Raw genomic sequence first — 13,890 nt, 5'->3', positions numbered from 1 at the left:
CCCTATTCGCCTGCGGGCGCGCCGGTGCGACGGCGGCGACGGCGGCGCTTGCGCGGTGCATCCTCCTCGCCGGCGTGATCGGCCTGCGCGGTTTCGATCGCATCGACCAGTTCCTGGCCGGAGGACTTCTGTGCCTCGCGCCAGAATTCGACATCGGCGGCATGGTCGGCCGAGGCGAACTGGCGCAACACCAGGAAATCGAACGCGGCGCGGAAACGCGGATGCGACAAGGTGCGGAACACGCGCTTGCGCTGACGCGAGGAGAAGCGCGTCTGCAGCAGCCAGATTTCCTGCATCGGCAGCGAGAAACGCCGCGGCAGCGCCACGCGTTCGAGCTGATGCAGGGTGACCCGGTCGGCGGCGCGACGCTGCGCGTCCTCCGGTTGCACGCCTTGCGCCTGCAGGCCCATCAAGGTGCGGCAGAACGCCGGCCAGAGCAGCAGGGCGAACAGGAACGCCGGCGACACCGGTTCGTCGTTGGCCACGCGCGCATCGGTGTTGCGCAGGCCTTCCAGCACCATGGCGCGCAGTGCGCCGCTGCGGTTGGATTTCAGGGCCGCCGCACTTTCAGGGAACAGCGCACCGAGCAGGCCGTAACGCTCCAGGCCTTCGAAACTGGCTACGCCGTGCCCGGACAGGAACAGCTTGAGAATCTCTTCGAACAAGCGCGCTGGCGCCGCTTCGGACAACAGACCGGCCAGGCGCGGAATGGGTTCTGCGGTGCCGGCTTCGATGTCGAAGTTCAACTTGGCCGCCAGACGCACCGCGCGCAGCATGCGCACCGGATCTTCCTGGTAGCGCAGCTCCGGGTCGCCGATCAGCTTCATCAGGCGCGCCTGCACGTCTTCGAAGCCGCCGCAGTAATCGCGTACCGAGAAATCCTCGATCGCGTAGTACAGGGCGTTGCAGGTGAAGTCGCGACGGATCGCATCGTCTTCGATGGTGCCGTAGACGTTGTCGCGCACCAGGCGGCCGTTATCCAGTTCGCGGTCGCCGCTGCCATCGTCGATGTTGGCGCGGAACGTGGCCACTTCGATGATCTCGCGACCGAACACCACATGCGCCAGGCGAAAGCGGCGGCCGATCAGGCGACAGTTGCGGAACAGCGCTTTGACTTCTTCCGGCGTGGCACTGGTGGCCACGTCGAAATCCTTGGGATGGCCGCCGACCAGCAGGTCGCGGACCGCGCCGCCGACCAGGTAGGCACCAAAGCCCGATTCGCGCAGGCGGTACAGCACGCGCAACGCGTTGGGGCTGATGTCCTTGCGCGAGATGGTGTGCTGATCGCGTGGGATGACGCGCAGCGTGAACGGAGATGTAACTGAGGATTCGATGATGGCGCTTCCGTCTTGTGTTGCAGGATTGCCCAACGGGTTTGAGCGCACTATACTAGCGCGCTGCACAAGACGCACCAAACGCTCCCTTCGTCTAATGGTTAGGACGTGGCCCTCTCAAGGCTAAAACAGGGGTTCGAGTCCCCTAGGGAGCACCACCGTCGTCTGGCTGCAGAACACGCCAAGGCCCCGCATTGCGGGGCTTTTGCGTTGTTGGGCATCAGTGACTGCCGCTGGCCGGGGCAGCGCGTGATGATCCCGTTCCCTACCGGGCGAACATGTCGCCAATGGCGACTGCGTCGATCCGATGTACCGGTGCGCCGACTGGCTGAGGCCGGTTGCGGGCCAGACACCCCTGCACCAAGCCGCGCAGTCGGCCGCCCGCTCCACGCCTGCGGCTGCATGTGCTGCCACGCGAGGGCGGCGCATCGGCCTGGCCGATGCCGATCACCCCGCGACAAACATCACGTACGGCCCGATCAGGACATGGACCTGCGCGACAATGCGTCCGCATCGGCGCCACGTGCGATCGCCCTCGTACTTGCGCGCAGCGATTGCAGATCGACGTGGATGTTTGCAGTGCATGGCAACGCCTCACTCGGCCAATGGATGAAAAATGCCGGCATCACTGTCGGTTTCGGCGACGGCGTCGTGGGCATGCAGACTTTCCAGGTGGCACACCGCCACATGGAAAACGGCATGGTGCTCGGCCAGCACCTTGCGCAACCGCCGCGTGGTATCTTCGACATACATCAGGTTGGCGCCATTCAAGCGGGCGAACGCCTGCTCGTCGACACGCCGTACCGCCGCCTGTACCGGCGTCGCCAACGCCTGCTCGCACAGGCCGACCAGCGCGCGGATACCGAAACGCGGCAAGCTCGCGCCCAGCTCCACGCGTATTTGCGCCACGCTGCGCTGGCTGTGCGGCGTGGCGTACGAACCGTGCTGTTGCAGCCACTGCGCCACCTCTTCGACCGGCAACGCATCGCGCCCTGCGTGTTGCTGCAAGAACACACCGCTCAGCAACTGGCGCGACAAGGCCGCCGAACAGGGACAGGTGGAGGCGTACAGCACCTCGACCTGCAACTGGATCCGGGTGCGGCCTGCACTGGTCTGGGCATCGATGCGCACCGGATAGGCGCGCCAGCCGCTCAGTCCTTCGCTGCGCAGCGCCGGCACCCGCACCATCAGCTCAAAGCTCAGCGTCAGCCGCGCCGCCCGGCTGCCGCAATCGACATGACTGTCGATCAGCGCCTGCAGCAGCTGCGACACCATCGCCGGCGACACCGGCTGCTCCAGATGCCGATCCAGCAAGCGATACAAGCGCGACATATGGATGCCCTTGAGTTCCGGGCGCGGCAGATCCACCTGCACGCCGGCACGCGCGGCCACGCTGCCGCCGGGCTCGGCATCGTCCAGGCGCACCGGCACGGCGATGTCCTGCATGCCGACCCAGCGCAGCGGCGCACTCGCTGTGGACGGTTCGGTAACGGCAACATCTGGAAGCGTGGTGGACATCGAAAGCTCGTTGAAGGAGATGGGGGAATCGCGCCTCAGGCGCGACCGGGGAACATCTGGAAGTAATCGTCGATACCGGCGTGCAGCGTTTGCGCCAGTTCGTCCTGATGCGTATCGCCACACAGCCGCCGGCAATCGTCGCGATTGCTCATGAAGCCGGTTTCCACCAGCAACGACGGAATATCCGGCGACTTCAACACGGCAAAGCCGGCCTGCCCGACCTGATCCTGATGCAGGCGCGTCACCTGCTGCAGCCGCCCGAGCATCAACTTGCCGAACGCCACGCTGCTGGCGATGGTGCCGCTCAGCGACAGGTCGGCCAGCACCTGCGACAACACCGGGTTGCTGGGCACCCGCAAACGGCGCGCGCTGTCGCCCATCTGGTCGGCGGCGTTTTCGCTGTCGGCGATCCAGCGCGCCAATGCAGAGCTAGCGCCGTTCTGCGACAAGGCAAACACCGAGGCACCGCGCGCCTGGCTGCTGGGCGCAGCATCGGCATGGATGGACACGAACAGATCGGCATTGCGGCGATGGGCGATCAACACCCGTTCGTGCAGCGGCACGAAGCGATCGTCACTGCGGATCATGGCCGGCCGGTAACGCGGGTCGGCTGCCAGACGCTGGTGCAGCCGCCCCGCGACCGCCATGGCCACATGCTTCTCGTAGCGCGCATCGGCACTGACCGCGCCGGGATCCTTGCCTCCGTGGCCGGCATCGATGGCGATCACGTAGGGATGCAGGTGCGAGCGCGTGGGCACAGCCGCCGCGACGGCCGGCTCGGCCGGATCGGCTGCGGACAACGACACAGTGCCGGCAACAGCCAGATCCAGTAGCAGCACACTGCCCTCCCACCGCGCCGTGGCGGTCAGCGGCTGCGACAGATCGAGCACCACGCGCAGCCCATCGCCATGCGGGCCGCTACGGATGGCAACGACTGCGAGACCGTCAGGCAATGGATCGACCTGCGGTGGCTGTGTCGAAACGCCCGGCAAGTCGATGACCAAGCGCGCTGGATTGGACAGGCTGAAGCTGCGGTAGGCGACCTGCGTACTCAATGCAAGTCGAAGCTGCAGTTCCCTACCCTGGCGCTGCAGGTTGCAGCTGCGCAGCTCCGGGAGCGACTGCGCATGGGCAAGGCCCGGCGACAGCACCAAGGCTGCGCCGACGGTGCGCAACACCTGCCGCCGCCTCATCGGGCCGGTTCCGGAGGATCGACGCGGCCACCGAGCCGATTCGAGTATGGAAGGTTTGGCATGGTGACCAGGCAAACAACACTCTGAGGTAAGGAGCGCGACACGATGTAACCGGACGAACGACGGAACGAAGTGTTATAAAGTAACATTTATCGCGCAAAAGCAAGCCTGTTGTGTCCCGCCTACACCCTCACGTTCACTCTTGCCGAAGAGCCACAATGTCCCCCGTCATCCCCGACAGCTATACCGCCTGGCGCCACTGCATCGAGGTCGACTGCGGCCAGCCACTGACCGCCTCCTTCATCGCCCGACGTCTCGCGAGCCTGCACGACCTCGGCGACCACCACACTCAGCAATTTTTGCGTCGTTGGGGCAAGCCTCATCTCCAGCGGATGATTGGATGGTTTGAGCGTGCTGATGGCGAACTCAAGCCGAGCCGCTAAATAACGCGCGCGCTCCAGCGCTGCACATCACACCTGACCGGATAGGTCCAGGTAACGGCGGATGCGGTTGACTGTCCTCGCTGATCGGCGGACGGTATGCCACAGCGATTTTCTGCGACAAACAATCAACAAAATCTGCCATTCAACACGTAACGTATAAGCGCCTGAATCGCAGGCGGAGTTGCCCCATGCAGGGGGAAGGCAAAATCATGAAGAACGCAAAAACCTGGCCTTTGGCTTTTTGTTTAATCGTCGGACTCTTCGCATCGAGCGCAGCGATGGCTGATTGCTGCCCCAGTGGCGGCATCGGCGCGCCCGCCGTCGGGCTTGGCGATAGCAATCCCAAGGCAGCCAACCTCGCTATGGACTCCTCGCTTGCCATCTACGAGTTTCATCGTGATGGCGTGACATATTTGCAAATCAACGATGTCACCGGCGTGGTCCACGCTGTCGTCGCCCGCGTGGATGACGCTCTATGGACCCTACCAATGGGCAAGGATGTGGATCGCGTTGTATTGCCCAAGAAAAATAAAATCTCCTCAGCTCCAAGCCTGAGCGAGCTGACTGCAGACGATGCGGCCCAGCGCAGTCAAGCCCAACTTGTCTATAAGACAAGAAACTTCACAGTGCTCACACGGCGCGGAGCAACTGGGGATCAGTGGATCGTGTCTCCCTGACCAGTACGGGATTGGCTTCAGCGACCAGGAATGTCAGAACCAATGCATGGCGGCGATGAAACATGCCGCCATGCGCTTTCAATCTTGCTTTCAGTTCTGCTTCTACGTCATTCGAGTCGCGCCGCACCGTGTCAACCGATGCGGAATCAGCAATAACACGTACTGCAACACCACGGGTCTCCCTCGCTATCCATGCACGCACCTGGATGAAATGCCTGCCAGCCGGAGGCAGAATCTCGACGCAATTGAGCACACTGCGATAGGCGCTCAACTGTAGCTCCAAAGACAGACTCCTGCAGTCGCCACGAAACACATACTGGAACTTAGAAGCACAGAAGCGCTCAAGCGCCGGCGAACATAGCGCTTGATACAACCCATGCGTCTCTATTTCCAACGGATACAATGCAGCCACATATTGCTGCAACAGCTGCGATTCGATAACACCCACTCGTGTCATCTCCATCGCAACCGAGTGCTGCCCTTTTGCTCTCAAATCGGCCACCACATCTTTGCGCATCCGATTGATCTGCACATTGATGTCGGAGTATTCAAGCACGCGATTGCGCAACAAGCGCTCGGCGCTGGCGTAGCTTGCGCGACCCAAAGTGTAAATATCATCCTTCGACTGATTCGATATACCGTCGCGGACAGGCTCACGTAGACGGGCGTTAAAGACAAACAGAATCGTCGTCACAAACGCATAAAGCAGTTGGATATTGAAAACAGCCTGATCAAAGAACCCGAGCTGATACACCTTAGGCATTGAGAACTCAAGCGCAAAACTTGCCAACAGCGCCCCTAGGGCATTCCCTCTCCACCCATGCCTGAAAGTCAGCACCACCATCGGCACGAGCATCGCGACCATCAAAACGTTTCGAATCGATGGATCATTCAAGACACTAAGAGTGAAGAAGAAGCCGAGGACAACAACCACAGCGACGCCAACATCCCGCGGAAAACTGGAACGCACAGGACTCTGATTCCAATTGTCCCACAACATTACCGGCAACAACAGGGTGAGCACGCCGAGATAGCTGCCCGCTCCATATCGCAACAGCAAGTCGATAACAGGGTAGATCGGCGGCCCACCGAGCAACCCATTCAATAACAGGCTGCATAACGCATTCCAAAGCGCTAGCGCGAGAGCAGCGGGGACAAGCCACTGCTCCCGCTTGACGATGTAAGGAGCGCGGTAACGCAGCAGTCCAATCGCACAGGCAATCAAGGGCGCGTGCAATAGGGGGCTCAAATACGACCAGAGCGGGCTGAACCCCTGAAGCTCGCCCAAAGGAATCCGCAGGAACAACATCGCTGCAGCGTCCCCTGCCAACAGAAACGGCCACTCCCGATAGGGTCGATAGAGCAAGGTAACGACCCGCAAACCAACTGGCAGGTACCACTGATCAAGGGAAAAACGCCAAAGCATCAGAAACACCAAGCAGTAGCACACGCTGATCAGCATGCCCCTGACAAGCTCTTTAGCTACTGCCATACCACCACTCCTTGGTTCCACGATTCGCCCTAGTCTGGAGGGAAACTGCCTGGTGGAGTATAGCGGTGGCGCACAATTTGCAAAAAGAGCCGGTGCCCTTCAAGGCGGTTATCGCCGTTGACGACGCGCATTGCACTTTGCTGGTGCGTTGGGCCACGCGGGAATCGGGTCGCCTGACACAGCAGAGGCCAGAGCTGCGAGCAGTCGCGAGGAGGCGCATGCACCGCATCCAGCCCAACGATGACAGCCGGCGCGATTGAGGCGCCTGCAGCGATGCAGGCATGCGAGACATCGGCAAGATGCCAGGCGAGACCGTCAACGAACAAGGCCGCGCAGTGCGCGGCCTTGTTCGTCATCCATGCCGATATCAGCATAACGGGAGAGATCAGCCCTCCATCTGCTCCAGCTCCTTGCCCTTGGTCTCGTAGACGTACTTGAGCACGAAGAACACCGAGATGAACGCGGCGACGGTGTAGATGCCGTAGGCGCCGGCCAGGCCGATGCTGCCGAGCAGGATCGGGAAGCTGACGGTGATGGCGAAGTTGGAGGTCCACTGCGCGGCGCCGGCAATGGCCAGGCCCGAGCCACGGATCTGGTTGGGGAACATCTCGCCCAGCATCACCCACATCACCGGGCCCCACGAGGCATTGAAGAACACCACGTAGACGTTGGCGGCCACCAGCGCGAGCATGCCCATGGCATCGGACATGGCGAGCTTGCCGTTGGGATCCAGCGAGGCGGTGGCGAAGGCATAGGTCACCAGGGCCAGCGAGACCGCCATGCCGGCCGAGCCGATCCACAGCAGCGGCTTGCGGCCGATCTTGTCGACCAGCATCACCGTGACCAGGCAGGCGCCGATGCTCAGGCCGCCGGAGAGCACGTTGATCAGCAGCGCGTCCTGTTCGGAGAAGCCCACCGCCTGCCACAGCACGGCGCCGTAATAGAACACCACGTTGATGCCGACCAGTTGCTGGAACACCGCCAGGCCCACGCCGATCCAGACGATCGGGCGGATCCTGCCGGTGGCCTTGTTGATGAGGTCGGAGAATTTGGGCTTGTGCTGGTCGGCCGACATCGAGGCCGAGATCTCGGCCAGCTTGGTCTGCGCGGCGGCGTTGCCGTACAGGCGCTTCAAGACCACCAGCGCCTGATCGCGGCGGCCCTTGACCACCAGGTAGCGCGGGCTCTCCGGGATGACCAGCAGCAGCAACAGGAACAGCAGCGAGGGGACCGCCTGCATCCAGAACATCCAGCGCCAGGCGGCCTGCCCGGCCCATAGCGGTTCGGTGGAGGCGCCGGCGGCGTTGGCGAGCAGGTAATTGCTCAGGAACGCACAGAACAGCCCGCTGATGATGGCGATCTGCTGCATCGTGGCGAGCCGGCCGCGATAGCGCGCGGAGGCGACCTCGGCGATGTAGGCCGGCGAGATGACGCTGGCAGCGCCCACCGCGAAGCCGCCCATCACGCGGGCGAAGATGAAGAAGCCGGAACTGTGCGAGGCACCGGCGCCAATGGCCGAGAGCAGGAACAGTGCCGCAGAAATGATCAGGACCGCGCGGCGGCCCCAGCGGTCGGCCAGACGGCCGGCAAAGAAGGCGCCGATGGCGCAGCCCAGCAGCATCGAGGCGACTTCGAACCCGGTCTCGGCGGCGCTGGAATTGAACGTCTGCTTCAGGCCATCGACAGTGCCGTTGATCACGCCGCTATCGAAACCGAACAAAAAACCGCCGATCGTGGCTACGCAACTGATCAGGACGATGAAACGGGTGTTCTCGCCGGCATCGGGGGCGCCGTCTATGGAGACACTGGACATGGGTTCACCTGGAAGCATGCAAAGGAGCGGCCACGGGGGCGGCCGACATCGGCCGGCGACGCGCACTGCGCCGCCGGCCACGGGACATCAACGCGTCAGATACTGGTTGATCAGGTTCTCGTAGGCTTCCTGGCGGCCGCTGAGTTGCTTGGGCGCGTTGCCGGCCGCGTACTGGGCCAGATCCACCAGCGTGCTGCTGCCGTTGGCAAACTCCGCACCCGCGCCGCTGTCGAAGCTGGCGTAACGCTCGGCGCGCCACTGCTCCAGCGGCGAGGACGTCAGCAGCGCATTGGCCACTTCCAGCCCGCGGGCGAACGCGTCCATGCCGCCGATGTGTGCCAGGAACAGGTCCTGCGGATCGGACGACTCGCGGCGCACCTTGGCATCGAAATTCAGCCCGCCCGGTGCCAGCCCGCCCTGGCGCAGCACCACCAGCATCGCGCCGACGGTGTCGTACAGGTCGGTCGGGAACTGGTCGGTATCCCAGCCGTTCTGCGGGTTGCCGCGGTTGGCATCGATGCTGCCGAGCAGGCCGGCATCGGCTGCCACCTGCAGGTCGTGCTCGAAGCTGTGGCCCGACAGCGTGGCGTGGTTGGCTTCGATATTGAGCTTGAAATCCTGGTCCAAGCCGTGCTGGCGCAGGAAGCCGATCACCGTGGCGCTGTCGAAGTCGTACTGGTGCTTCATCGGCTCCATCGGCTTGGGCTCGATCAGGAAGTTGCCTTGGAAGCCGATCGCACGGCCGTAGTCGCGTGCCAGGGTCAAAAAGCGCGCCATGTTGTCCTGCTCGCGCTTCATCTGGGTGTTGTGCAGGCAGGCATAGCCCTCGCGGCCACCCCAGAACACGTAGTTTTCGCCACCCAGCTCGACGGTGGCATCGATCGCGGCCTTGACCTGCACCGCCGCACGCGCCACCACATTGAAGTCCGGGTTGGTCGATGCGCCGTTCATGTAGCGCGGGTGCGAGAACAGGTTGGCGGTGCCCCACAACAGCTTGACGCCGGTGTCGGCCTGGCGCTGCTTGGCGATGCCGACCATGTGTTTGAGGTTGCGCTCGTACTCACCGATGTCGTCGGCATCGGGCGACAGGTCGATGTCGTGGAAGCAGTAATACGGCACGCCGAGCTTGGTGACGAATTCGAACGCGGCATCGGCCTTGGCTTCGGCACGGTCCAATGCGGTGTTGCCGATATCCCACGGATACGCGCGCGTGCCCGGGCCGAACGGATCGGCGCCATTGCCGCAGAAGCTGTGCCAGTAGGCCACGGCAAAGCGCAGGTGCTCGGCCATGGTCTTGTCGCCGATCTGCTTGTTGGCGTCGTAGACCTTGAAGGCCAGCGGGTTGTCCGAGTCGCGGCCTTCGAAGCCGATCTTGCCGATACCGGGGAAATATTCTTTGGCGCCGATGTAGACGGTGTTGCTCATGGGGTGGAATGTCCTTGCTGCTGGGGGAGTTGTAGAAAGCGGGTCGATCAGCCGGCGTAGAGCGGGCTGACCACCTGCAGGTGCTTGAGGAAGATCTGGTAGTGCTGCTGGTACTGGGCCACGCGTTGCGGATCCGGGCGCGCCGACAGGTCCTGGTCGATCTGCAGATGCTCCAGCACCACATCCGACAATGCGTCCGCACCGCCGTCGTCGCGATCGCAGGCCCATAGGGCCTGCAATGCGGCACCGAAGGCAGCACCTTCGGGCTGGGTCGGCACCACGACCTTCAGATTGAAGACATCGGCCACCATCTGCCGCCATTGCGCGCTCTTGCTTCCGCCGCCGGTGAGCAGGATGGTGTCGAACTGCAGACCCGCCGCGACAAAGGCATCGAAGCCGTTGCGCAGGCTGTAGGTCGCCCCTTCCATCGCGGCGCGATAGAAATGCGCGGCGGTGGTGTTGTGCAGGTCCATGCCGAACAGGCAGCCGCGGGCGTCCGGCAAATTGGGCGTGCGCTCGCCGTTGAAGAACGGCAGCAGCACCAGGCCATCGGCGCCCGGCGTGGTGCTGGCGATCAAGGCCTCGGTCTGCTCGCGGGTGATCGAGAACATGCGCATCACCGCCTCGGTGGCGACGGTGCAGTTCATGGTGCAGATCAGCGGCAGCCAGCCGCCGCTGGACGAACAGAACGCGGCCCAGCGTGCCTCGTCGTCCACCACCGGGTGATCGGCGTAGGCGAACAAGGTGCCCGAGGTGCCCAGGCTCATGGTCAGGCGACCGGGCACCACGTTGCCAGTGCCGATCGCGGCCATCATGTTGTCGCCGCCGCCGGTGGTGACACGCACGCCGGCCGGCAGGTTCAATGCGTCGGCGGCTGCGTCGGACAAGGCATAGACCGCGCCGGTCTCCACCAGCGGCGGCAATGCCTCGCGCAGGTCGCGCTGTGCGTCCACCGCGCCGAGCATCCGTTCGGACCACTGCCGTGTGCGCACGTCCAGCCAGCCGGTGCCGGAGGCATCGCCGACTTCGGCAAAGCGCTCGCCGGTGAGCCAGAAGTTCACGTAGTCGTGCGGCAGCATCACCGTGGTCATCGCCGCATACGCCTCGGGACGATGCTTGCGCGTCCACGGCAATTTGGAGGCGGTGTAGCCGGCCATGATCGGGTTGCCGGCGGTGGCCACGCTGCCTGCCGCACCACCCACCGCGTCCATGATTTCGTCGCATTCCAGCGCGGTGCTGGTGTCGCACCACAGCTTGACCGGCGCGGTGACGCTGCCATCGGCGGCCACCGGCACGAAGCCGTGCTGCTGGCCGGAGACCGAAATACCGCGCACCCGTGCACGCTGCTCGCCATCGAGCTGGGCGAAGCAATGCACGATGCCGTCGATCCACCACTGCGCCTGCTGCTCGCGGGTGCCATCGTCGCGGCTGATCAGCTCCATCGGCGCGGCGATCGTGGCGACCACGGCGCGCTCCTGCGGATCGTAGGCGACCAGCTTGACGCTCTGCGTGCCCACATCCAGTCCTACGTACAAGCTCATTGCATCACCAATCGGTTGTTGTTGAGGCCCACCTGCTGGGTGCGACCGGCGCCCAGTTCCAGGTCCAGGGTCTGCCCTGCGTAAGACAGTTGATAGCGCCCGCCACGATCGCTGTGCACGCGGGCCTGCTGCAGGCGACCGCCGTCCCAGTGCAGGTCCACGCTGGCGCCGCCGCGCACGCGCAAGCCCCGCACACTGCCGCGCGGCCAGGCCTTGGGCAGGGCGGGCAGCAGGAACACGCTGCCGCCCCAGCTTTGCAGCAGCATTTCGGTGATGCCGGCGGTGCCGCCGAAGTTGCCGTCGATCTGGAACGGCGGATGCGCGTCGAACAGATTCGGGTAGGTGCGTTCGGGCGAGATCAGCAGTTGCAGGATGCGGTAGGCATGCTCGCCATCGGCCAGCCGCGCCCACAGGTTCAGCCGCCAGCCGATGCCCCAGCCGGTGGTGTTGTCGCCACGGGTTTCCAGCGTGCGCCTTGCGGCGGCGGCAAGCTCGGGCGTATCGCGCAGATTGATCTGGCTGGATGGATGCAGCGCGTACAGATGCGAGACGTGGCGGTGACGGATCTCCGGGGCCTGCATGTCCCAGTCCTGCTGCCACTCCTGCAGCTGCCCTGCCTTGCCGATGCGGTTGGGCGGCAATTGCTCGCGCAATTCACCCAGGCGTTGCGCAAAGGCAGCGTCGACCTTGAGCAGCTTGCTCATCGCGATGCATTGGGCGAACAGATCGCGCAGCAGCTGCGCATCCATCGTGGGGCCGGCACACAGCGCGGCGTTGAACGGATGCTGGTTTTCCGGCGACATCGAGGGGTTGGTCACCATCGCGCCGGTCTGCGGATCCTTGACCAGCGTGGCGACGAAGAACTCCGCCGCGCCCTTGAACAGGGGATAGATCCTGCCCAGATAGGCGCGGTCGCGGCCGTAATCCCAGCGATCCCATAGCTGTTGCAGCAGCCAGACGCCGCCCATCGGCCACAGGCTCCACTTGGCGCCATCGATCGGCCCGGCCTGGCGCCACAGATCGGTGTTGTTGTGCACCACCCAACCCGGTGCGTCGTACATCGCGCGTGCAGTGTGCGCGCCGGTCTTGGCCAGATCGAACAGCATGGCTTCCAGCGGTTCGACGCACTCGTGCAGCGCATTGGCCTCGCTGGGCCAGTAGTTCATCTCGGTGTTGATGTTGATGGTGTACTTGCTTTCCCACGGCGGCTGCATCAGGTCGTTCCAGATGCCCTGCAGATTGGCCGGCTGGGTGCCGGGCCGCGAGCTGCAGATCAGCAAGTAACGGCCGAACTGGTGATACAGCGCGGCCAGCGCCGGATCGTTGCCCTGTGCAAAACGCTGCACGCGTTCGTCGGTGGGCAGCTTGGCTGCGTCGCTGCTGCCCAGGTCGATCGCCACGCGCCGGAACAGCCGCTGGTGATCGGCCAGATGCGCACGCAGCAATGCGGCGTAATCCAGTTTGCCCGCCCTCTGCATGCTTGCGGCGGTCAAGGCGAGCGGGTCGCCATCGACAGCGTCGTAGCGTTGGTAGCTGGTGGCGGCGGTGAGCAGCAGCACCACTTCATCGGCCGCTTCGATGCGCAGACGGTCGCGCAGGCCACTGAGCGTGCCGCCGCTGACCTGCGGCAGCACGCGCAAGGCAAAACGCAGCTTGCCCTCGATGCCGGCGAAACTGCCGTTGCGACCGCTGAACAACAGCCCGCCCTGCTCCACCGTGACCTCGCCGGTCTGCGGGCTGTCGATGCCCACGCGCAGGGAAATCGCGCGGGGCCGATCGCAGGACAGGCGCACCACGATGCATTGCGACTGCGCCGACACGAACACCTCGCGCGTGTGCACAGCACCGCCGGAGCGAAACGTGGTGGTGGCCACGCCGGTATCCAGATCGAGCTGACGGCGATACTCGCTGATGCCGTCGGCGCGATCGAAATCCAGCAGCAGATCGCCCAGCGGTTGATACGGCATCTGCTTGAGCGGACGCGAGAGCAGCTTGGCGTCGGCCAGTGTTTCGGCCTCGGCATAGCGCCCGGCAAACACCAGCGCGCGCACCTGTGGCAGGGCCGCCAGCGCGTCGGGGCTGGTGGCGTCGTACGGGCCGCCTGCGTACAGCGTGTCCTCGTTGAGTTGCAGGCGCTCGTGGGCAATGCCGCCCCACACCATCGCGCCCAGCCGGCCATTGCCGACCGGCAGCGCCTGCACCCACTCGTTGGCCGGTTCGCGGTACCACAGCTGCAAGGCATCGGCGGGCGCCGCGGCCGGCAACGCGGCGTGTCTGGACGATGCGGCAGCCTGCACGGCAACCGGCGCAGCGCCCAGGACCGCAATCGCGGCCCCGGTTGCCTTGCACAGTTCACGACGGGTCAGCACGGCCACCACCGTGCTGCCTCACCGGAACCGCCCGCGACTGCCTTGCGGCGTTCCGGCATCTGCTTGCTCATCGACTGAAGACAGC

At 64.2% G+C, this 13,890-nt stretch carries 10 protein-coding genes and 1 tRNA gene; 3 read left to right on the top strand and 8 right to left on the bottom strand.

Translation table 11 applies throughout. The features are described 5' to 3' along the window. Positions 1-2: 2 nt before the first annotated feature. A complete protein-coding gene (pcnB, locus tag CPBF1521_RS09395; protein ID WP_104582933.1) occupies positions 3-1,370 on the bottom strand; it encodes a polynucleotide adenylyltransferase PcnB in 1,368 nt (455 codons plus the stop codon). 47 nt (positions 1,371-1,417) lie between these two features. Here pcnB and CPBF1521_RS09390 point away from each other — a divergent pair. Continuing rightward, positions 1,418-1,492, top strand: a tRNA-Glu gene (locus tag CPBF1521_RS09390). A gap of 436 nt (positions 1,493-1,928) precedes the next feature. Here CPBF1521_RS09390 and folE2 read toward each other — a convergent pair. Both folE2 and CPBF1521_RS09380 read right to left on the bottom strand, forming a co-directional pair. Next, positions 1,929-2,852, bottom strand: coding sequence for a GTP cyclohydrolase FolE2 (gene folE2, locus CPBF1521_RS09385; protein WP_115676797.1), 924 nt, complete (start codon positions 2,850-2,852; stop codon positions 1,929-1,931). A 35-nt stretch (positions 2,853-2,887) separates the two neighbouring features. Further along, a complete protein-coding gene (locus CPBF1521_RS09380) occupies positions 2,888-4,045 on the bottom strand; it encodes an N-acetylmuramoyl-L-alanine amidase (protein ID WP_115676796.1) in 1,158 nt (385 codons plus the stop codon). Positions 4,046-4,263: 218 nt separating this feature from the next. Here CPBF1521_RS09380 and CPBF1521_RS09375 point away from each other — a divergent pair, with 218 nt between their 5' ends. Both CPBF1521_RS09375 and CPBF1521_RS09370 read left to right on the top strand, forming a co-directional pair. Then, positions 4,264-4,488 (top strand): hypothetical protein, encoded by a 225-nt coding sequence (locus tag CPBF1521_RS09375; protein ID WP_115676795.1) that lies wholly within the window; start codon positions 4,264-4,266, stop codon positions 4,486-4,488. 188 nt (positions 4,489-4,676) lie between these two features. Then, positions 4,677-5,165: a hypothetical protein gene (locus tag CPBF1521_RS09370; protein WP_235858425.1), complete on the top strand. Its 489-nt coding sequence runs from the start codon at positions 4,677-4,679 to the stop codon at positions 5,163-5,165. Here the strand turns inward: CPBF1521_RS09370 and CPBF1521_RS09365 are convergent. From CPBF1521_RS09365 to CPBF1521_RS09345, 5 genes are all read right to left on the bottom strand, one after another. Next, positions 5,119-6,657, bottom strand: a complete 1,539-nt coding sequence (locus CPBF1521_RS09365; protein WP_115676794.1) for an MASE1 domain-containing protein — start codon at positions 6,655-6,657, stop codon at positions 5,119-5,121. The genes CPBF1521_RS09370 and CPBF1521_RS09365 overlap by 47 nt on opposite strands. A 385-nt stretch (positions 6,658-7,042) precedes the next feature. Next, positions 7,043-8,470: a sugar porter family MFS transporter gene (locus CPBF1521_RS09360; protein ID WP_164740110.1), complete on the bottom strand. Its 1,428-nt coding sequence runs from the start codon at positions 8,468-8,470 to the stop codon at positions 7,043-7,045. An 87-nt stretch (positions 8,471-8,557) separates the two neighbouring features. Continuing rightward, positions 8,558-9,895, bottom strand: a complete 1,338-nt coding sequence (gene xylA, locus CPBF1521_RS09355) for a xylose isomerase (RefSeq protein ID WP_115676792.1) — start codon at positions 9,893-9,895, stop codon at positions 8,558-8,560. A 47-nt stretch (positions 9,896-9,942) separates the two neighbouring features. Continuing rightward, positions 9,943-11,436 (bottom strand): xylulokinase, encoded by a 1,494-nt coding sequence (xylB, locus tag CPBF1521_RS09350; protein ID WP_115676791.1) that lies wholly within the window; start codon positions 11,434-11,436, stop codon positions 9,943-9,945. After that, positions 11,433-13,805, bottom strand: a complete 2,373-nt coding sequence (locus tag CPBF1521_RS09345) for a glycoside hydrolase family 95 protein (protein WP_181901181.1) — start codon at positions 13,803-13,805, stop codon at positions 11,433-11,435. Before CPBF1521_RS09345 ends, xylB begins: the two co-directional genes overlap by 4 nt. Positions 13,806-13,890: the final 85 nt, after the last annotated feature.

Origin of the sequence: Xanthomonas euroxanthea (assembly GCF_900476395.1) — a bacterium.
GTDB classification, from domain to species: domain Bacteria; phylum Pseudomonadota; class Gammaproteobacteria; order Xanthomonadales; family Xanthomonadaceae; genus Xanthomonas; species Xanthomonas euroxanthea.
Note: the sequence above shows the minus strand (reverse complement) of the source record. Positions and strands in the feature narration are given on the sequence as shown.